Raw genomic sequence first — 18,948 nt, forward strand, 5'->3', positions numbered from 1 at the left:
GCGGGGTCCATAGGGCGTGGGCATGGAGCGACTTTAAGTGCTTAGCGGACAAAAATGGTTTAGGAGGTATTAGTCGGGCGTGGCCGGGTGCTTTCGGTAGGTTTGGGGGCCTTGGGGGGAGGTGGGGGCGCCGGGCCGTTCTTCGTGTGTGTCCTCAAGCGCCGGACGGGCTGAGTGGGTGGGCAGGTGCGGCCCGGGTTGGCCAAGCGTCCTCAATCGCCGGACGGGCTGAATTGGCGGCCGTACGGAGACTGAGCGGAGGCCGCCCTACCGGGCCCGGGTGTCCTCAATCGCCGGACGGGCTGGATTGGCCGGGCCTCGGGAGTTCTCACGCGGGTGGCTCGTGGAGGCGGGCGGGCTGCATTGGCCGGGTCCCGGGGATTCTCGCGCGGGTGCGTGGAGGCGGCCCGACTGGGCCTCGGGGTCCTGGCGGGCGGGCTGGACGGCCGGGCCCCGGGGATTCTCACGCGGGTCGGTGAAGGCGACCCGACTGGGCTTCGGTGTCCTGAAACTCCGGGCGGGCTGGATGGGCCGAACCCAGGGTTCTCGCGCGGCGGGTGGGGTTATTGGTGGTGGCGGCGTGGGGGTGTTGTTGTGGCTGTTATGCCTAGGGCCAGGGCTCCCGTCGCTATCGTCAGCAGGAGAGGCGCGTCGTGGGGGCCCGTGTCGGCCAGGGCCAAGGCCGCCGCCGGAGGTGACGGCATGGTGGTGACCGTCAGGGCCTCCGCGGCCCTCCCGTCCTCGATGTCCGTCAGGATCGGGGCCGTGTCGTTCTCCGGGTAGGGGTCGTGGGGCGCGTCCGCGCGGTCGAGCACGCGGATCTCCCCCTCCGCCCCCTCCACCTTCTTGTCGATACGGACGTCGAAGCGGAGCGTGTCCGTATCGCCGGGGCGCAGGGGCGCCCCGATCGCGCAGACGTACGTCCGCGAGCCCGTCGCCCCGCAGGAACCGGCACCCGAGGTGATGGTGGTGCCCTCCGGCGGTGTGACCGCGTACGTGCCCGCGCCCTGCCCCGTCCGGCCGTTGAGGTGCGCCACACCCGGGCCGCCGTTCCTGACGCCCAGTTCGATGGGGACGGTCTGCCCGATCCTGCCCTCCACCACGTGCCCGACGGCCTGGTAGTCGACGGTCGCGTACCTGCCGGAGCCCTGGGCCGGCGGCGCGGTGTCGGCGGCGTCGGCCTGCCCCGCCGCCAGGACCGCGCCGGCCGCCAGTGCGGCCACGGCCACCGCCGCACGGCATAACTTCCGCTTCACGCCCATACGCCCCATACCCCTCGCCCGCTCCCGCAACTCCGCCCGCCCACAGGACCGTTCGTGCGTCGGGTTGGTTGCCTCGGCCGGGCCCCGGAGGCCCGACCAAGATCGTCAGGGAGATGTTAAGCGCGCGAGACGTTGCGTTCGTAGACGAGGCGCAGCCCGATGAGCGTGAGCCACGGCTCGTGCTCGTCGATGACCGACGACTCGCCGAGGACCAGCGGCGAGAGGCCGCCCGTCGCGATGACGGTGACGTCCTCGGGGTCGTCGGCGAGTTCGGCGGCCATGCGGGTGACGACGCCGTCGACCTGGCCGGCGAAGCCGTAGAGGATGCCGGACTGCATGGCCTCGACGGTGTTCTTGCCGATGACGCTGCGCGGCCGGGCCAGCTCGATCTTGCGGAGCTGGGCGCCCTTGACGCCGAGCGCCTCGACGGAGATCTCGATGCCGGGGGCGATGACGCCGCCCGCGTACTCGCCGCGCGCGCTGACCGCGTCGAAGGTGGTGGCCGTGCCGAAGTCCACGACGACGCACGGCCCGCCGTACAGCTCGACGGCCGCGACCGCGTTGACGATGCGGTCGGCGCCGACCTCCTTCGGGTTGTCCATCAGGATCGGCACGCCCGTCTTGACGCCGGGCTCGACGAGAATCGCGGGCACGTCGCCGTAGTAGCGGCGGGTCACCTCGCGCAGTTCCTGGAGGACGGAGGGGACGGTGGAGCAGATGGCGATGCCCTCGATGCCGTCGCTCAGCTCTTCGCCGAGCAGCGGGTGCATGCCCATCAGCCCCTGGAGGAGGACGGCCAGTTCGTCGGCGGTGCGGCGGGCGTCCGTGGAGATCCGCCAGTGCTCGACGATGTCCTCGCCGTCGAAGAGGCCGAGGACGGTGTGGGTGTTTCCGACGTCGATGGTGAGCAGCATCAGACGCGCTCCTCCGTGGTGTCGGTGGCGCCCTGGTCGCTCTCCCGCAGATCCAGGCCGATGTCCAGGATCGGGGAGGAGTGCGTGAGGGCGCCGACGGCGAGGTAGTCGACGCCCGCGTCCGCGTAGGCGCGGGCGTTGTCGAGGGTGAGCCGGCCGGAGGATTCGAGCACGGCGCGGCCCGCGACGAGCTCGACGGCCTCGCGGGTCTGCTCGGGGGTGAAGTTGTCGAGCAGGATGAGGTCCGCGCCCTCGCCGAGGATCGGCGGGAGCTGTTCGAGGGTGTCCACCTCGACCTCGATGGGCACGTCCGGGAACTCGGCCCGTACCGCCTTGAACGCCTGGGCCACCCCGCCCGCCGCGATGACGTGGTTGTCCTTGATGAGCGCGGCGTCCGACAGCGACATGCGGTGGTTGACGCCGCCGCCGCAGCGGACCGCGTACTTCTCCAGGGCGCGCAGCCCGGGCGTGGTCTTGCGGGTGTCGCGGACCTCGGCCTTCGTGCCGTCCAGGACGTCGGCCCAGGCGCGGGTCGCGGTCGCGATGCCGGAGAGGCGGCACAGGAGGTTGAGCGCGCTGCGCTCGCCGGTGAGCAGGTCGCGGGTACGGGCCCGTACGGACAGCAGCTTCTGACCGGCCGTCACACGGTCGCCGTCCTCCGCGTGCCGCTCGACCTCGAACTCGTCCATGCAGACGACGGACAGGACCGCCTCGGCGATGCGGAGCCCGGCGACGGTGCCGCTCTCGCGCGCCGTGAAGTCGCCGGTGGCGACGGCGTCCTCGGGAACGGTCGCGATGGTCGTGACGTCCACGCCCTGGTCCAGGTCCTCCTCGATGGCCACCTGCGCGATGTCCTCGACCTGGACCGGGTCGAGGCCCGCGTCGGCGAGCAGCTGCGCGAGGCCGGGGTCGAGGCCGCATTCGAGCGGGTCGGCGTCGTACGGCTCACCGCCACCGCAGCCGCACGCGTCACCGCAGCCACCGCCGGCCCCCTCGTCGGCGGGGCTCTGGCCGAGGCGGCCGATCTGGAGCAGGGGAAGGTCGGGGGTGCTCACTGATACGACTCCGTCTCGGGGAGGGGGGCGATGGTCGCGGGGAAGGCGGGGGTCTGCGTCGTACGGACGGCGAGGGTGCGGTCCGGGCGCAGCGCCACGAGGAGGTGGCGGTGCCAGGCGGCGTCGTCGCGCTCCGGGTGGTCCTCGCGCCAGTGGCAGCCGCGGGTCTCCTCGCGGCGCCGGGCGGCGGCGACGAGGACGCGGGCGACGAGGAGGAGGTTGGTGGTCTCCCACGTCTCGACGGAGGGCTCGGCGGTCTTCCCCTCCCGGGCCAGCGCGTCGACGGCCCCGGTGTGCAGCCGCGTCAGTTGCTCCGCCGCCGCCGCGAGGCCGGCCGCGGAACGCAGGACTCCGGCTCCGGTGGTCATGATGCGCTGGATGGCGTAGCGCGCCTCGGGAGCGACGAGGGCCACTTCGGCGCCGGGGGCGGAGGCTGCGGGGGCAGCGGAGGCAGCGGAGGCTGCTGCTTCGGGGGCAGGGACGGTTTCGACGGCCGGGGCCGTTTCGGTAGGAGTACACGCCCCCGGCACCGCCGGAGCCGTCACATCCGCCGCGATGCGCTCCGCGAAGACCAGGCCCTCCAGGAGCGAGTTCGACGCCAGTCGGTTGGCTCCGTGGACGCCGGTGCAGGCGACCTCGCCGCACGCGTAGAGGCCGGGGACCGTGGTGCGGCCGCGCAGATCGGTGCGGACGCCGCCCGAGGCGTAGTGGGCGGCGGGGGCCACCGGTATCGGCTCGGTGACCGGGTCGATGCCGTGGGCGCGGCAGGCGGCGAGGATGGTGGGGAAGCGCGTCTCCCACATCCGGGCGCCGAAGTGCCGGGCGTCGAGGTACATGTGCTCGGCGTCCCGCTCACGCATCCGCCGCATGATCGCCTTGGCGACGATGTCGCGCGGCGCCAGCTCGGCGAGTTCGTGCTGCCCGAGCATGAAGCGGACGCCGTCCGCGTCGACGAGGTGGGCGCCCTCGCCCCGTACCGCCTCGGACACCAGCGGCTGCTGCCCCTCCACGTCCGGCCCCAGCCACAGCACCGTGGGGTGGAACTGGACGAATTCGAGGTCGGAGACCTCCGCCCCGGCGCGCAGCGCCAGCGCGACGCCATCGCCCGTGGAGACCGCCGGGTTGGTGGTGGCGGAGAAGACCTGGCCCATGCCGCCGGTGGCCAGCACGACGGCCGGGGCGTGCACGGCGCCGACGCCGTCGCGCCGGCCCTCCCCCATGACGTGCAGGGTGACGCCCGCGGCGCGCCCGTCGGCGTCCTTGATCAGGTCGAGGACGAGGGCGTTCTCGACGGTCTCGATGCGCGCCGCCCGTACCGCTTCGACGAGCGCGCGGGAGATCTCGGCGCCGGTCGCGTCGCCGCCCGCGTGGGCGATGCGGCGGCGGTGGTGGCCGCCCTCGCGGGTCAGCAGGATCTCGCCGGTCTCGGCCGAGGTGTCGAACTGCGCGCCGGTCGCGATGAGCCGCCGCACCGCGGCGGGGCCCTCGGTGACCAGGGGGCGTACGGCCGCCTCGTCGCAGAGCCCCGCGCCCGCGACGAGGGTGTCGTCGAGGTGCTGTCCCGGCGTGTCGCCGTCGCCGAGGGCGGCGGCTATGCCGCCCTGCGCCCAGCGGGTGGAGCCGTCGTCGAGACGCGCCTTGGTGACGACGGTGACCTTGGCCCCGGCGGCGGCGCAGCGCAGCGCGGCGGTGAGTCCCGCGACGCCGGAGCCGATGACGATGACATCGGCTTCGAGGGCCCAGCCGGGCGCGGGGGCGTGGAGGCGTATGCCGGTCATCGTTCCGCTCCGAACTCCAGGGGGATGTTGTCGATCAGGCGCGTGGTCCCGACCTTCGCGGCGACGGCGAGCACGGCGTCGCCGGTGTGGTCGTCGGGGACCTCGGTGAAGTCGGCGGGGTCGACGAGGGCGAGGTAGTCGAGGAACAGGACCGGTGGCCCGGCCTCCCCGTGCACCCCGTGCACCGCGTGCACCGCGCCGTCGTGAACGCCGCGATCACCGGCAGTACCGCCGCCGTCGTGAACATCGTGACCGCCGAGAACGCCGCGGGCGGCCTTCCGGGCGGCGGCCGGGCCGAGGGGCGCCGCGGCACGGGCGGCGGTCAGGGCCCTGGAGAGTCCGAGCGCGGCGGCGCGATCGGCGGCGGAGAGATAGCGGTTGCGGCTGGAGAGGGCGAGGCCGTCGGCCTCCCGGACGGTGTCCACACCGACGATCTCCACCGGGAAGTCGAGGTCCCGGACCATGCGGCGGATCAGCGCCAGTTGCTGGGCGTCCTTCTGCCCGTAGAGGGCGAGGTCCGGGGCGGTGAGGTGGAGGAGCTTGGCGACGACGGTGAGCATGCCGTCGAAGTGGCCGGGCCGGTGGGCGCCTTCGAGGCGCTCGCCCATGGGTCCCGCGGAGATGCGGACCTGCGGTTCACCGCCGGGGTAGACCTCGTCCGCGGCGGGGGCGAACACGGCGTCCGCGCCCGCCTCCCGGGCGATCCTCAGGTCCGCTTCGAGGGTGCGCGGGTAGCGGTCGAGGTCCTCGCCCGCGCCGAACTGGAGCGGATTGACGAAGACGGTGACGATGACCTGTCCGTACGGGCCGACGCGGCGGCGGGCGGCGCGGATCAGCGTCGCGTGCCCTTCGTGGAGCGCGCCCATGGTCATCACGACGGCGCGCCGCTCGTCCGGCGCCCGGGACAGGGCGCGCAGCTCGGCCGCCGTGCGGAGCGGCGCTTCGGCCGCACTGCGGAGCGGGGCCGCGGGAGCGTCGGCCGCAGGGACCTCGGCCGCGGGAGCGTCGGCCGCGGGGACCTCGGCCGCCGTGCGGAGCCGGGCTTCGGGGGCGGCGCCGGGCCGCCCGTTCATCGGTCCGCCTCCCCGTCCGGACGGGCTCCGCCCTCCGCGAGGACGCCGAGCAGGTCCTGCGCCAGCTCCGGTTTGAGCAGTCCGTGGGCGAGGGCGCGGTCGGCCGTCGTACGGGCCATCGCCAGGTATCCGGCGAGGGACTGGGGCGCGTGCGCGCGCAACTCGGCGACGTGGGCGGCGACGGTACCGGCGTCGCCGCGGGCCACCGGGCCGGTCAGCGCGTCGTCGCCGCCGCGCAGCGCGTTGTCGAGGGCCGCGCCGAGGAGCGGGCCGAGCATCCGGTCGGGGGCCTCGACCCCGGCGGCGCGGAGCAGTTCCAGGGACTGGGCGACCAGGGTGACGAGGTGGTTCGCGCCGATGGCCAGGGCCGCGTGGTAGAGCGGGCGGGCGGCCTCCTCGATCCATTCGGGCTCGCCGCCCATCTCGATGACCAGGGCCTGTGCGGCGAGCCGCAGTTCGTCGGGGGCGGTGACGCCGAAGGAGCAGCCCGCGAGGCGCTGCACGTCGACGGGCGTGCCGGTGAACGTCATCGCGGGGTGCAGGGCCAGCGGCAGGGCGCCGGCCCGGCGGGCGGGGTCCAGCACGGCCGTTCCGAACCGCCCGGAGGTGTGGACCAGGAGCTGCCCTGGCCGCACGGCGCCGGTCTCGACGATCCCCGCGACCAGGCCGGGCAGGGCGTCATCGGGGACGGTGAGGAGCACGAGGTCGGCGCGCGCCAGGACTTCGGCGGGCGACACCAGCGGTACGTCCGGGAGCAGGGCCGCGGCGCGCCGGACGGAGGCGTCGGAGACGCCGGAGACGGCTACAGGGCGGTGGCCGGCCAGGCTCAGCGCGGCGGCGAGCGCGGGGCCGACACGGCCCGCGCCGACGACGCCGACGGTGAGTCGGGCGGGGCGGTCCTGCGGGTTGGTCTGCTCTGAGGGGCCCGTGGGGTTCGGGGGGTGAGGTGCGTTCACGCGTCGACGGCCTTCCGTTCCAGTCCGCGGGGGGTACCGGACGATTTCCCCGTCATGCTACGCGAGTGTTTCCAAGCGGCGGCGGCCCCGTCCACCGCCTGTGGATAACTCCACGGGCGGGCCGCCGCCACCGCGCCGGGCCGCCCTCGACCGTACGTACCCGGGCAGCGCCCCGCCCGCACACCACCCCGCCGAAGACGCGCGGCACCCGCCCCGCTTCACTCCCCGCACCCCGCCCCCGGGCGCCCGGGGGAGAGCCGGGGGCGGGCCGCTCGCCCCGGCGCGCGGCCGACGGCCGCGGGCCGTCCGGCGCCGAGCCGCAGGAAGCGCACCAGCGCCGCGCGACGGGCACGCGCGCGGGTGCGCCGGGCAGCGGCCCGTTCGTCGACGACGGCCGCGAACTCCCGCCACCGGCGTACCTCCCGCACCGCGCGCAGGTCCCCGGCGCCGGGCGCGGGCGGAGCCGCCTCGCCGCGCCGGGCGGCCCGGTAGGTGTCGAGCATGTGCTGCTGTACGGCGTCCACGGTTCTCTCCTCATGAAGGGGGCTCCGCCGGTACGGGACCGGCTCGGAGACCACCGTGCGGCGCACCGGCCGCCCGCGGCGCGCCGATTGACGAGGACAGTCAATCGACGCGCCGACCCGCGCCGGCGACCGGCACGATGAGCCCATGAGCGTGGACATCGACATCACGGGGCTGCCCCTGGAGCGCATCGGTTTCAGCCCGTCGCCGCTGGCCGAACTGGGCGCGATGCTGCACGCCCTGTCCGAGCCGGGCCACCACCCGGGCCTGCACGGCTGGGCCACCGCGACCGCCGCCGCCCTCAAGCCGGACCTTGCCGACCGGCTGACCGAAGCGGACTTCCTGTGGCGGTCGGCGCGCTCGGACATCCTGCTGCCGTCCGTACCGGGGGCGACGCTCGCCGAGGAGCTGGACGCGCTCGACCGGATCGACGACGAGACGTTCGTGGCCGCGGCCTTCGAGATCACCTGCTCGGCCACGTACGACCGCGCGACGCCCTCCCCTCTCGTCGACGCCGCTCAGCGGGCCCGGGTCCGTGAGCTGTCGGCCGCGCGCGGCCCCAAGCAGGCGGACTTCACCGACCGGATGCTGGAAGAGCCGCGCGCGCTGCGGGCCTGGCTGCGGCGGCTGCTGGAGGACTGCGAGCAGGCGTTCTTCGCGGACACCTGGGAGCGCGTACGGATCCAGCTGGCGGCCGACGCGCGCCACAAGGCGGATCTGCTCCGGCGGAAGGGCCTGACCGAGGCGCTGGCCGCGGTCTCACCGGCGGTGACGCTCTCCGAGGACGGCTCGCGGATCGTGGTGGACAAGCTCGCCAGCTCCCGCACCAGCGCGTACGGGGGTTCCCTCACCTTCGTCCCGACCGCCTTCGGCTGGCCGCACCTCTTCGTGCTGCACCGCCCCGGCTGGGCCCCGGTCATCCAGTACCCGATCGCGTCCCCCGAGCTCCCCCAGGTCATGGCCCTCCAGGTGGTCCAGCGCCGCCTGGAGGCCCTCGCCCACCCGGTCCGCATGCGCCTGTGCCGCACGCTCGCCCGCGGCCCGCACACCACCGGCGAACTGGCGGCCGCGTACGGGCTGACGCCGCCGGAGGTCTCCCGCCACATCGCGGCCCTCAAGAAGGCCGGCCTGGTCTCCGCCCGCCGCCGCGGCCGGTACGTCCTCCACCAGCTCGACCTGACGGTCGTGGCCCGCCTCGGCAGCGACTTCCTGCAGAGCGTGCTGCGCTGAACACCGGGCAGCCGCGCCGGTCCGGGGCGGCTGTCAGCACCCGCGGCTAGCCTGAGACTCCCAGGCATGAGGAGGTTGCCGTGACAGCCGTGGACGACAGGCCGCAGGCACACGCCCAGATGCAGCCGGAGCAGTTCGAAGCCCTCGCCGCCGCGGCGGCGAGGTCACCGTCTACAGCGAACCCGCGGACGGCGCCTGCCAGGAGCGCCACTCCGCCGCCTTCGGAAAGACCGTCACACTGCCGCACCCGGTAGGCATCGCTCTCGACACCGAGCCGCTCAAGACCTGGAGCGCCACGGCCCAAGGCTCCGGCGCCTGGAACCAGCCCGCTACTGCGCGCCGCCCCCGGCCCGTACGAGGCCCGATTCGTACGCCATGACCACGACCTGCACCCGGTCCCGCAGCCCCAGCTTCGTGAGGATGCGGCCCACGTGGGTCTTCACGGTGGCCTCGGAGAGGACGAGGCGGGCGGCGATCTCGCCGTTCGACATGCCCTGGGCGACCAGCAGCATGACCTCGCGCTCGCGGCCCGTGAGGCGGTCCAGGTCGGAGTTGGAGGGGTCCTTGGACGTGCTCGGGAGCATCGGGGTGAAGCGGTCGAGCAGGCGGCGGGTGGTGCTGGGGGCCACCACGGCGTCGCCGCTGTGCACGGCGCGGATCGCGCCGAGGAGTTCACCGGGCGGTACGTCCTTGAGCATGAAGCCGCTGGCCCCGACCTTCAGCGCCGAGAAGGCGTACTCATCGAGGTCGAAGGTGGTCAGGATCAGCACCTTCGGCGGGTTCTGCTGCGCGCAGATGCGGCGCGTGGCCTCCACGCCGTCCAGCCTCGGCATGCGTACGTCCATCAGCACCACGTCCACGGCGCCGGCGCGCAGCACCTCCAGCGCCTCCACGCCGTCTCCGGCCTCGGCGACGACCTCCATGTCGGGCTGGGCCGCCAGCACCATGCGGAAGCCGGTACGGAGCAGGACCTGGTCGTCGACGAGCATGACCCGGATCGACATGCGGGGATACCTTTCCTCAGCGGTTTCGTGAGCGTACGCGCCGGATGCGTCCACCGGCCAACCCTGGGGCGGGCTTTCAGCGGCCGGCCTTCAGCGGCAGCAGCGCGCTGACCCGGAACCCGCCGCCCGGCCGCGGGCCCGCGTCCAGCGTCCCGCCGACCATGCCGACGCGTTCGCGCATCCCGATCAGGCCGTGCCCCATGCCGTCCGCGCCGCCCTCCTCGTACAGCTCGTGCTGCGCGCCCCGCCCGTCGTCCTCCACCAGCAGGCCCAGCCCGTCGTCGAAGAAGGTGAGCCGGACGCTGGCGCCGACGTCCGGGCCGCCGTGCTTGCGGGTGTTGGTGAGCGCCTCCTGCACGATGCGGTAGGCCGTCAGCTCGACGCCGCTCGGCAGCGGGCGCGGCGACCCCTCGACCCGGAAGTCGACGGGCATCCCGGCGGTACGCACCTGCTCCACGAGGTCGTTGATCTGCTCCACGTCGGGCTGCGGCACGTACTCGCCGCCCTCGCTGCCCTCCTCCGTGCGCAGCACGCCCAGCAGCCGCCGCATCTCCGCGAGCGCCTGCCGCCCGGTGCCGGAGATCGTCTCCAGCGCCTGCTTGGCCTGGTCCGGGGAGGCGTCCAGGACGTACGCGGCGCCGTCGGCCTGCACCACCATCACCGACACGTTGTGCGCGACCACGTCGTGCAGCTCGCGGGCGATCCGCGCCCGCTCGGCGGCCACGGCCATCCGCGACTGCGCCTCGCGCTCCTTCTCCAGCCGGTCGGCCCGCTCCTGGAGCTGCGCCCAGTACGCGCGGCGGGTGCGCACGGAGTCGCCCAGCACCCAGGCGAGCACGAAGGGCACCGTGACGAAGACGACCGCCACCACGCCCTGCCAGCCGCTCTGCGCACCGCCCGGCCAGCGCAGCTTGTTGATCGTCGGCGCGAGCAGGCCGCAGACCAGCGCCAGCCGGGACGCCCAGCGCTTCCCGTCCGCGGCCGCGGTGTAGATGATCACCAGCATGGCGAAGTCCGCTGGGTGGGTGTCCACGTTGCCCGCGACCTGGAGCACCCCGCACACCAGCGCCACGAGCAGCATGTACTCGGGCCACCGGCGGCGCAGCGCGACCACCGCGCAGAGCGAGAGGACGGTCACCGCGGCCACGATGAACTGGACCGTGCCGTTCGGGGCCTGCACGAGCCAGATACCGCTCACCCCGAACAGCAGGAGAGCCCAGAAGCTGTCCACACCGGTCGGGTGCCTGCGGAAGAAGTCGTAGAGGCGCTGCACGTAACCCAGCGTAGGTACCGCAAGCACGTGCCGGGGTCAGCCGGACGATCGATCCATGCACCTCCGGTCTACTCCCCAAGGTGGATACGGACTCGGTACGAAGGATCGACGGGCACCCCGAACCGGTCGCTCCGCCCGCCTTCCCGGCCCGCCCGCTCCCCGGACCGACGGCCCCTCCGACCTGCACGCGCTTCCGCTTCGGCCGCCTTCCGACCCGCCCGCGCTTCCGGTCCGGCCGCCCTTCCGCTTCAGCCGCCCTTCCGTCCCACCCGCGCTTCCGCTTCGGCCGCCCGCTCCGCCGATCCGGCCGCAGGCACCAGGGGTTATCCACAGGCCGAACCGCTCGGGCACCGCTCTCGCATACCGTTCTCGCATGACGCGCACAGCGAGCGGGACGCGGACCTGGCAGGCGGCGACCGAAGCCGCGCTGTACGGGCCGCACGGCTTCTACCGCCGGTCCGGGGGCCCCGGCCCGGCCGGGCACTTCCGTACGTCCGTACACGCCTCCCCCCGGTACGCGGCGGCCGTCGCCGAGCTGCTGCGCCGCGTCGACGAGGCCCTGGCGCACCCGCCGCGCCTGGCGTTCGTCGACGTCGGTGCGGGCCGCGGCGAGCTGGTGGCGGGCGTCCTCGCCCGGGTCCCGGCGGACATGGCCGCGCGGCTGCGCCCGTACGCCGTCGAGCGCGCCCCCCGGCCCGCCGGTCTCGACCCGCGCATCATGTGGCTCGCCGGACTCGACGAGGCCCCGGCCGGGCTGACGGGCCTGCTCTTCGCCAACGAGTGGCTCGACAACGTGCCGGTCGACGTCGCCGAGACCGACGCCGAGGGCACCGCCCGCCGGGTCCTCGTACGGGCCGACGGCGAGGAGGCGCCCGGCGGCCCCGTCGACGGCGAGGACGCCGCCTGGCTGGCCCGCTGGTGGCCGCTGGACGGCGCGCCGCCGGGCACCCGTGCCGAGATCGGGCGCCCGCGCGACCTGGCGTGGGCGCGCGCCGTCCGCGGCCTCGGCGCGGGCCTCGCCGTCGCCGTCGACTACGCCCACGAGCGCGGCGCGCGACCGCCGCTGGGCACCTTGACGGGCTTCAGGGACGGGAGGGAGGTGCGGCCGGTGCCGGACGGCTCGTGCGACATCACGGCGCATGTGGCCCTGGACGCGTGCGCCGCGGCCGGCTGCGACGACGGGCCGGCCCCGGTCCCGCGCACCCAGCGGGACGTCCTCCGGGCGCTCGGCGTCGACGGGCGACGGCCGCCGCTGTCCCTCGCTTCGAGCGATCCGGCCGGGTACGTACGGGCCCTCGGCGCGGCCGGAGAGGGCGCCGAGCTGACCGACCCGACGGGCCTGGGCGGCTTCGGCTGGCTCATACAGCCCGTCGGCCCGGCCTGCGCGGGGCTGCCCGCCGCCCTCGCCGGCTGACGGCCCCGGGCGGCCCCGGGCGGCTCCGCGCCCGTGCCACCGCTCTCACCGGCCGCCGGCCCCACGCCCGTACCGCCGCCCGCGCGAGCTGACAAACTACTCCCCATGACGGAGACGACAGTCGGCATCGGCGGCGCGGCGGAGAGCACCGACATGGTGCTCAACATCGGCCCGCAGCACCCGTCCACGCACGGGGTGCTGCGCCTGCGCCTGGTCCTGGACGGTGAGCGCATCCAGCAGGCCGAGCCCGTCATCGGCTATATGCACCGGGGCGCGGAGAAGCTGTTCGAGGCGCGCGACTACCGCCAGATCATCATGCTCGCCAACCGCCACGACTGGCTCTCCGCCTTCTCCAACGAGCTGGGCGTCGTCATGGCCGTGGAGCGGATGCTCGGGATGGAGGTCCCCGAGCGGGCCGTGTGGACGCGCACGCTCCTCGCCGAGCTGAACCGGGTCCTGAACCACCTGATGTTCCTCGGCTCGTACCCCCTGGAACTGGGCGGCATCACCCCCGTCTTCCACGCCTTCCGGGAGCGCGAGGAGCTCCAGGCCGTGATGGAGGAGGTCTCCGGCGGCCGGATGCACTACATGTTCAACCGGGTCGGCGGCCTCAAGGAAGACCTTCCGGCGGGCTGGCTCGGCCGGGCCCGGCTCGCGGTCGCCGACGTGCGGTCGCGCATGGACGTGTACGACCGGCTCGTGCTCGGCAACGAGATCTTCCGGGGCCGTACGCGCGGCGTCGGCGTGCTGTCCCCGGAGGCCGTGCACGGCTACGGCGTCTCGGGGCCGATCGCCCGCGCCTCCGGCGTCGACTTCGACCTGCGCCGCGACGAGCCGTACCTCGCCTACGGCGAGCTCCAGGACACCCTCAAGGTCGTCACCCGTACCGAGGGCGACTGCCTCGCCCGCTTCGAGTGCCTGCTGGAACAGACCAACAACGCGCTGGACCTGGCCGACGCCTGCCTCGATCGGATCGCGGACCTCGCGCCGGGGCCGATCAACCAGCGGCTGCCGAAGGTGCTCAAGGCGCCGGAGGGCGCCACCTACGCCTGGACCGAGAACCCGCTGGGCGTCAACGGCTACTACCTCGTCTCCAAGGGCGAGAAGACCCCGTACCGCCTCAAGCTCCGCTCGGCCTCGTTCAACAACATCCAGGCGCTGGCGGAGCTGCTGCCGGGGACGCTCGTCGCGGACATGGTCGCGATCCTGGGCTCGCTGTTCTTCGTCGTCGGCGACATCGACAAGTAGACCGACGGGCGGCCGACGGCCGGCCGACGAGGGGACCGGCGGGTGGGCCGACGCGCGGCGGGCCCCGCCGCCCGGTCCTAGGAGATCGCCGTACGCAGCTCCGCGACGTCGATCTGCTCGGTCTCGTCGTGCACGGTCAGGTCGATGACCTCGCCCGAGTCGCTCTTGCGGAGCTCCTGCTCGGCGACCGCCTCGTCGCCGACGACGTCCGCGAGGTCCGCCCCGGCCAGCTCGCCGTCGCCCGCTTCGCCGTCGCCCGGAGCCCCGGCCGACGGTGAAGCGGCTATGGCCTTCGGCGCGCTCGCGCCCGTACGCGCCTCCGAACCCGTGCCCGGTTCCGTATTCAGCTCCGTACCCGCCTCCGCGGCGCTGCCCGAGCCCGCGCCCGTACCGAAGAAGTCGAAGCCGCCCTGCGCGCGCGACGCGGCCCGGCGGGCGGCCGGATGCTGCGGCACGACGGCCGCGGCGGCGGGCACGGTGTGGTGCTCGCGGACCACGTCCCCGCCCCTGACAGCGGTACGGGCGTCAGTCGCCGCGTGCTTGCCCCGCTCCCCCGAACCGTCCGGGCCGTCCTGCTCCCGGCGCTCGGCGGCCTCCCGGCGGCGGGCTTCCTCGATGGTGCGCTTGATGTCCTGGCGGGCGGCGTTGCGCACGAGGTCGCGCAGGGCGGCGTCCGCCGTGCGGTACTCGGCGCGCGTGGGCGTCCGCCCGCCCGTACGGTCCTTCCGACCGGCAGCGGCGCCCGCAAAGGCCCTGGCGGCCGGGTCCGCGGACTCCAGGGCGAGCTTGCGGCGGCCCTCCAGGGCGCTGGCCCGCTCGGTCTCGGCGGTGGCGTAGCGGCGCAGCAGGTCGGCGTGTTCGGTGCGCAGCCGGGCCAGCTCGGCGCGCTTGGCGCGCAGCTTGGTGTCGAGGGCGGCGCGCATCTCGCGCGCTTCCTCGGCGTCGTTCTCCAGCTCGGCTATGCGCTCGTCGGTCTTCCACTCCTCACGGGTGAGGGCGGTGGTGAGCTCGGTGACCCGCTTCCCGGCGCCCCGGTCCCAGTGGCGCATAAGGAACGCGCCGACGACCGCGGCCGCCCCGGCCGCGGCGGCCAGCGAGCGGATCACCAGTGTTTCGCCCACCACCCAGGAACCGGCGGCGCACACGACCGATGTCGCGGCGACCGTCGTCGGAGCGAGCAGCTTGTGCAGGGGTTGCGAATGACGGTGGCGTCCACGTGGCATGGCCTGAAACTTACCGTGCGCCGAGTGCCGAGTGGGACCCCACCGCCCAAACTGTTCCGCCGCGGTTACTTCTCCTACTTCGCCAGCAAGCCCTTGTCCTTCAGGTACTGCTCCGCGACGTCCGCCGGCTTCAGGCGTTCGGCCTCCACCTTTTTGTTGAGTTCGGTCAGATCAGCGGTGGTCAGCACCCTGGTGATCTTGTCGAGCGCGTCCGTGATCTTCTTCGAGCCGGCCTTCTTCGCATTCACCACCGGCAGCACGTTGTCCGAGTTCTGGAGCTTCTTGTCGTCCTTGAGCAGCACCAGGCCGAACTGATCGAGCGTCGCGTCCGTGGTCGTGGTGAGGACCATCTGGTCCTTGCCGTCCTTGACCGCCTGCTTCGCCTGGACGCTGCCGACGTCGAGCGGGTCTATGCCCGTGATGTCGATGCCGTAGGTCTTCTCCAGACCGGGCTGGCAGAAGGGTCGGTCCGGGCATTCGTCGCCCGCCGCGAGCTTGACCTTCTGCTTCGACTTTCCAAGATCGGAAAGCGTCTTGAGGTGGTGCTTCTCGGCGAACTCCTTGGTCACCGCGAAGGCGTTCTGGTCCACCGCCTTGCCGGGGTCGAGGACCTTCAGGCCGCGCGGCTCGGCGAGCTTGCGCAGCGCCTTGACCGTGGCATCGGCGTCCGGCGAGGCCACCGGGCCCGCGTTCTTCCCGTTGGCCTTCTTGTTCAGGAATTCGGCGAGCGTCGCCGCGTACTCCGGGACGACGTCCATCTGACCCTGTTCGAGGGCGGGTTCATAAAGCTCACGGGCGTCGACCGTCTTGATCGACGTCGAATAGCCGGCGTCCCCCAGCAGCCGCGCGTACATCTCGGCGAGCACCTTGGACTCGGTGAAGGACGCGGATCCGACCACCAGCGAGCCCGCGCCCGGCTTGGCGGAGCTGTCGCCGCCCTTGGACTTCTCCAGGCTGTCGCCCCCGCAGGCGGCCAGGCTCGCCGCCAGCGCGACGGCGGCGGTCGCCGCGCCCGCCGCCCGGTAGATCCTGTTCATGGTGTCCCCATCCGTCGTCATACGTGCTTGTTCATCGCCGGCCGTCGGCCGGCTGAAAGTCCGGGAGAGGCCGTGCGCCGACGGCACACGGCCCGGGTCAGGTCGGGTCAGGTGAGTTCGAGGCTCTTCGGGGCCGTTGGCGCCTGGTCGGCCGGCGGCCGTTCGGCCGGGCCGCCGCTTCGCCCGGCGCGCCGCCGCATCGGGTCCAGGACCCTGGTCAGCAGCGCGAACCCGCCCTCCACCAGCAGCGCCAGCCCCGCCACCAGCACCGCGCCGGCCACCACCTGCGCGGTGTCGGTCAACCGGAAGCCGGCCGTGATGATCCGGCCCAGCCCGCCGCCGCCGGGCAGCGCGGCGAGCGTCGCCGTGGCCACGACCTGCACGGCGGCGGTCCGTACGCCCGTCATGATCAGCGGAAAGGCGAGCGGCAGCTCCACCCTCCCGACGAGCTGACGCCCCGACATGCCCATGCCGCGGGCCGCCTCGACCACGTCGCGGTCCACCTCGCGCATGCCCACGTACGCGTTGGTCAGCAGCGGCGGGATGGCGAACAGCACCAGCGCGATGATCGTCGGCCAGGAGCCGTGCGTGCCCAGCGGGCTGAGCAGCAGCAGGACCAGCACCGCGAAGGTGGGCACCGCGCGCCCCACGTTGGAGAGGTTCACCGCGACGGCACCGCCACGGCCCAGGTGCCCCAGCACCAGGGCGATGGGGAGCGCGATGGCGCACGAGATCACCAGGCAGGCCACGGTCAGAAAGAGATGCTCGCCGAGCCGGTGCCACACGCCGTCCACGCCGCTCCAGTGCGCCCCGGTGGCGAGCCAGGTCCACGCGTCCCCGATGACGCCCATCAGGTCTTCACCTTCCGCCGCTTACGCGTCCAGGGGGTCAGCAGCCGCTGCACTCCGAGCAGCGCGAGATCCGCGACGACCGCCAACGCCACGCACAGCACCGACGCGGTGAGCACCTGCGCCTTGAAGAAGCTGCGCATGCCCTCGTAAATGAGGTTTCCCAGACCGCCGTATCCGATGATGGCGCCGACCGTGGTCAGCGAGACGGTGGATACCGTGGTGATCCGCAGACCGGCCATCACCGCGGGCAGCGCCAGCGGCAGTTCCACCTCGAAGAGCAGCCGCAGCGGCCCGTACCCCATGCCGCGCGCGGCTTCCCGCGCCTCTTCCGGCACCGACGCCAGCCCGGCCAATATGTTCCGCACGAGAATCGTCAGGGAATACAGCACGAGGCCCGTCACCACGACCGCCACGGATACCCCGAAAACGGGCAACAGCAGCGAGAACATCGCCAACGACGGCAGCGTGTACAGAATCGTCGTCAGCCCGAGCACCGGCCCCGCCACCGCGCGCCAGCGGCGCGCCAGCAGCGCCAGCGGAAATGCCACGAGCAGCCCGATGGCCACCGATCCGAGCGTGATGCCGATGTGCTGGAGCGTGGCGTCCGTCAGCTCCGCCCCACGCGTCCGTACGTATTCACCGCAGATCCACTCATTGGCGATAAGGCAGTTCTGGTCGGCCATGCGCTCTCACCCCCCGTCTGACCCTCGGCCATCGATTCCTGGCGACCCTAACCCCGAGCACTGACAATCGCCTCCGGCCGCCACACAACGGCAACAATGTCCGCCAGGAGTACGGACACAATGGGGAGCCATGATCCGATTCGAGCACGTCACCAAGCGCTATGCCGACGGCACGACCGCCGTGGACGATCTGTCCTTCGAGGTCGCGGAGGGCGAGCTGGTCACGCTCGTCGGACCGTCCGGCTGCGGCAAGACCACCACCATGAAAATGGTCAACCGACTCATCGAGCCGACCAGCGGCCAGATCTTTCTGGACGGCAGCGACATCGCGACGGTCGACCCCGTCGAACTGCGCCGCCGCATCGGATATGTCATCCAGCAGGTCGGCCTCTTCCCCCACAAGACGGTCCTCGACAACACCGCGACCGTGCCGCACCTGCTGGGCTGGCAGCGCAAGAAGGCGCGCTCCCGCGCCGCCGAACTGCTGGACCTCGTCGGCCTCGACCCGTCCGTATTCGGCGACCGCTACCCGGACCAGCTCTCCGGCGGCCAGCGGCAGCGCGTCGGCGTGGCCCGCGCGCTCGCCGCCGACCCGCCCGTACTGCTGATGGACGAGCCCTTCGGCGCGGTCGACCCGGTCGTCCGCGAACACCTCCAGAACGAGTTCCTGCGCCTCCAGTCCCAGATGCACAAGACCGTGTTGTTCGTCACTCATGACATCGAGGAGGCGGTACGGCTCGGCGACCGCATCGCCGTGTACGGGGAGGGGCGCATCGAGCAGTTCGACCCGCCGACGACGGTGCTGGGGGCGCCCGCCACGCCGTACGTGGCCGACTTCGTCGGCGCCGACCGCGGCCTCAAGCGGCTGTCCGTCACGCCGATCGAGCCCGGCGACCTCGTCCAGCCGCCGGTCGTCCACCTCGACGATCCGCTGCCGGACGCCGCGGCCCGGCTCACGGCCACCGACCCGGGGGCCCGCTGGGCGGTGGTCCTGGACGACGCGGAGCACCTGCACGGCTGGGTCTCCGCCGACGCCCTCACCGGCGGCGGCTCGGTCCGCGACCGCTCCCGCCGCATGGCGGCATGGCTGCCGGTCGGCGCGTCCCTGAAGCAGGCGTTCAGCACGATGCTCCAGCACGACGCGGGCTGGATCGCCGTCCTCGACGGCGAGAACGCCGACCACTTCCTGGGCGTCCTCACCCCGGCCCGCCTCCATGAGGCGCTGCGCCGCTCCATCGACGCGGATGCCAAGGGGCGGGCGCGCGAGGACGTGGAGCTGGAGACGGTCTCGGAGGTGTAGGCCGCGGGGCGCGCCGACGGCCGGCTGTGCGGCGGCTCAGCGCCCCCGGCGGCCAAAGGCCGCGGCCGGGGGCCAAAGCCGCGGCCCGGGGGCCCGCCAACCGCCTGTACGGGCCTCCAGCCGCC

General features: G+C 73.5%; 17 protein-coding genes. 4 read left to right on the forward strand and 13 right to left on the reverse strand.

The features are described from left to right. Nucleotides 1–563: 563 nt before the first annotated feature. The 7 genes from AC07AB_RS30075 to AC07AB_RS30105 form a co-directional block, all read right to left on the reverse strand. On the reverse strand, nucleotides 564–1,256 hold the full coding sequence (locus AC07AB_RS30075) for a hypothetical protein (protein ID WP_478573318.1): 693 nt from the start codon (nucleotides 1,254–1,256) through the stop codon (nucleotides 564–566). Nucleotides 1,257–1,378: 122 nt separating this feature from the next. Beyond that, a complete protein-coding gene (locus AC07AB_RS30080; RefSeq protein WP_478573321.1) occupies nucleotides 1,379–2,176 on the reverse strand; it encodes a type III pantothenate kinase in 798 nt (265 codons plus the stop codon). Beyond that, the gene (gene nadC, locus AC07AB_RS30085; protein WP_478573322.1) at nucleotides 2,176–3,231 is read right to left on the reverse strand and encodes a carboxylating nicotinate-nucleotide diphosphorylase; all 1,056 of its coding nucleotides are present in this window, start codon (nucleotides 3,229–3,231) and stop codon (nucleotides 2,176–2,178) included. The genes AC07AB_RS30080 and nadC overlap by 1 nt, the downstream gene beginning before the upstream one ends. Next, nucleotides 3,228–5,009 (reverse strand): L-aspartate oxidase, encoded by a 1,782-nt coding sequence (locus tag AC07AB_RS30090; protein ID WP_478573325.1) that lies wholly within the window; start codon nucleotides 5,007–5,009, stop codon nucleotides 3,228–3,230. Before AC07AB_RS30090 ends, nadC begins: the two co-directional genes overlap by 4 nt. Next, a complete protein-coding gene (panC, locus tag AC07AB_RS30095; RefSeq protein ID WP_478573327.1) occupies nucleotides 5,006–6,082 on the reverse strand; it encodes a pantoate--beta-alanine ligase in 1,077 nt (358 codons plus the stop codon). The genes AC07AB_RS30090 and panC overlap by 4 nt, the downstream gene beginning before the upstream one ends. Next, nucleotides 6,079–7,038 (reverse strand): Rossmann-like and DUF2520 domain-containing protein, encoded by a 960-nt coding sequence (locus AC07AB_RS30100; RefSeq protein WP_478573330.1) that lies wholly within the window; start codon nucleotides 7,036–7,038, stop codon nucleotides 6,079–6,081. The genes panC and AC07AB_RS30100 overlap by 4 nt, the downstream gene beginning before the upstream one ends. A 218-nt stretch (nucleotides 7,039–7,256) precedes the next feature. Continuing rightward, nucleotides 7,257–7,562, reverse strand: a complete 306-nt coding sequence (locus AC07AB_RS30105) for a hypothetical protein (protein WP_478573332.1) — start codon at nucleotides 7,560–7,562, stop codon at nucleotides 7,257–7,259. 145 nt (nucleotides 7,563–7,707) lie between these two features. Here AC07AB_RS30105 and AC07AB_RS30110 point away from each other — a divergent pair, with 145 nt between their 5' ends. Next, entirely contained in the window at nucleotides 7,708–8,790 is a 1,083-nt protein-coding gene (locus AC07AB_RS30110) for a DUF5937 family protein (protein WP_478573335.1), read from the forward strand. Between the two features lie 329 nt (nucleotides 8,791–9,119). Here AC07AB_RS30110 and AC07AB_RS30115 read toward each other — a convergent pair whose 3' ends face one another. Together AC07AB_RS30115 and AC07AB_RS30120 are read right to left on the reverse strand one after the other, a co-directional pair. Next, entirely contained in the window at nucleotides 9,120–9,794 is a 675-nt protein-coding gene (locus AC07AB_RS30115; RefSeq protein ID WP_478573339.1) for a response regulator transcription factor, read from the reverse strand. A 76-nt stretch (nucleotides 9,795–9,870) separates the two neighbouring features. Then, nucleotides 9,871–11,067 (reverse strand): sensor histidine kinase, encoded by a 1,197-nt coding sequence (locus AC07AB_RS30120; RefSeq protein WP_478573342.1) that lies wholly within the window; start codon nucleotides 11,065–11,067, stop codon nucleotides 9,871–9,873. A gap of 373 nt (nucleotides 11,068–11,440) precedes the next feature. On the opposite strand from AC07AB_RS30120, the gene AC07AB_RS30125 reads away from it, so the two are divergent. Both AC07AB_RS30125 and AC07AB_RS30130 read left to right on the forward strand, forming a co-directional pair. After that, the gene (locus AC07AB_RS30125; RefSeq protein WP_478573345.1) at nucleotides 11,441–12,481 is read left to right on the forward strand and encodes an SAM-dependent methyltransferase; all 1,041 of its coding nucleotides are present in this window, start codon (nucleotides 11,441–11,443) and stop codon (nucleotides 12,479–12,481) included. A 105-nt stretch (nucleotides 12,482–12,586) separates the two neighbouring features. Next, nucleotides 12,587–13,729, forward strand: coding sequence for an NADH-quinone oxidoreductase subunit D (locus AC07AB_RS30130; protein ID WP_478573347.1), 1,143 nt, complete (start codon nucleotides 12,587–12,589; stop codon nucleotides 13,727–13,729). A gap of 77 nt (nucleotides 13,730–13,806) precedes the next feature. On the opposite strand, the gene AC07AB_RS30135 is transcribed toward AC07AB_RS30130, so the two are convergent. From AC07AB_RS30135 to AC07AB_RS30150, 4 genes are all read right to left on the reverse strand, one after another. Continuing rightward, nucleotides 13,807–14,952 carry a coiled-coil domain-containing protein gene (locus AC07AB_RS30135; protein ID WP_478573350.1) on the reverse strand — a complete coding sequence of 382 codons (1,146 nt, stop codon included), beginning with the start codon at nucleotides 14,950–14,952 and terminating at the stop codon, nucleotides 13,807–13,809. Between the two features lie 74 nt (nucleotides 14,953–15,026). After that, a complete protein-coding gene (locus AC07AB_RS30140) occupies nucleotides 15,027–15,989 on the reverse strand; it encodes an ABC transporter substrate-binding protein (RefSeq protein ID WP_478573585.1) in 963 nt (320 codons plus the stop codon). Nucleotides 15,990–16,096: 107 nt separating this feature from the next. Beyond that, complete coding sequence (locus AC07AB_RS30145) at nucleotides 16,097–16,840, reverse strand: ABC transporter permease (RefSeq protein ID WP_478573352.1); 744 nt, start codon at nucleotides 16,838–16,840, stop codon at nucleotides 16,097–16,099. Next, complete coding sequence (locus AC07AB_RS30150; RefSeq protein WP_478573355.1) at nucleotides 16,840–17,523, reverse strand: ABC transporter permease; 684 nt, start codon at nucleotides 17,521–17,523, stop codon at nucleotides 16,840–16,842. The genes AC07AB_RS30145 and AC07AB_RS30150 overlap by 1 nt, the downstream gene beginning before the upstream one ends. 130 nt (nucleotides 17,524–17,653) lie before the next feature. On the opposite strand from AC07AB_RS30150, the gene AC07AB_RS30155 reads away from it, so the two are divergent. Then, nucleotides 17,654–18,823, forward strand: coding sequence for a betaine/proline/choline family ABC transporter ATP-binding protein (locus tag AC07AB_RS30155; protein WP_478573357.1), 1,170 nt, complete (start codon nucleotides 17,654–17,656; stop codon nucleotides 18,821–18,823). Nucleotides 18,824–18,948 lie beyond the last annotated feature (125 nt).

The sequence above is a fragment of the Streptomyces sp. NPDC044033 genome, from assembly GCF_056434425.1.

Bases quoted from the DNA above. Each gene is read 5' to 3' on its own strand.
- AC07AB_RS30080 (WP_478573321.1), bottom strand. From the start codon at position 2,176: ATGCTGCTCACCATCGACGTCGGAAACACCCACACCGTCCTCGGCCTC.
- AC07AB_RS30090 (WP_478573325.1), bottom strand. From the start codon at position 5,009: ATGACCGGCATACGCCTCCACGCCCCCGCGCCCGGCTGGGCCCTCGAA.
- panC (WP_478573327.1), bottom strand. From the start codon at position 6,082: ATGAACGGGCGGCCCGGCGCCGCCCCCGAAGCCCGGCTCCGCACGGCG.
- AC07AB_RS30110 (WP_478573335.1), top strand. From the start codon at position 7,708: ATGAGCGTGGACATCGACATCACGGGGCTGCCCCTGGAGCGCATCGGT.
- AC07AB_RS30115 (WP_478573339.1), bottom strand. From the start codon at position 9,794: ATGTCGATCCGGGTCATGCTCGTCGACGACCAGGTCCTGCTCCGTACC.
- AC07AB_RS30125 (WP_478573345.1), top strand. From the start codon at position 11,441: ATGACGCGCACAGCGAGCGGGACGCGGACCTGGCAGGCGGCGACCGAA.
- AC07AB_RS30130 (WP_478573347.1), top strand. From the start codon at position 12,587: ATGACGGAGACGACAGTCGGCATCGGCGGCGCGGCGGAGAGCACCGAC.
- AC07AB_RS30135 (WP_478573350.1), bottom strand. From the start codon at position 14,952: ATGCCACGTGGACGCCACCGTCATTCGCAACCCCTGCACAAGCTGCTC.
- AC07AB_RS30140 (WP_478573585.1), bottom strand. From the start codon at position 15,989: ATGAACAGGATCTACCGGGCGGCGGGCGCGGCGACCGCCGCCGTCGCG.
- AC07AB_RS30145 (WP_478573352.1), bottom strand. From the start codon at position 16,840: ATGGGCGTCATCGGGGACGCGTGGACCTGGCTCGCCACCGGGGCGCAC.
- AC07AB_RS30150 (WP_478573355.1), bottom strand. From the start codon at position 17,523: ATGGCCGACCAGAACTGCCTTATCGCCAATGAGTGGATCTGCGGTGAA.
- AC07AB_RS30155 (WP_478573357.1), top strand. From the start codon at position 17,654: ATGATCCGATTCGAGCACGTCACCAAGCGCTATGCCGACGGCACGACC.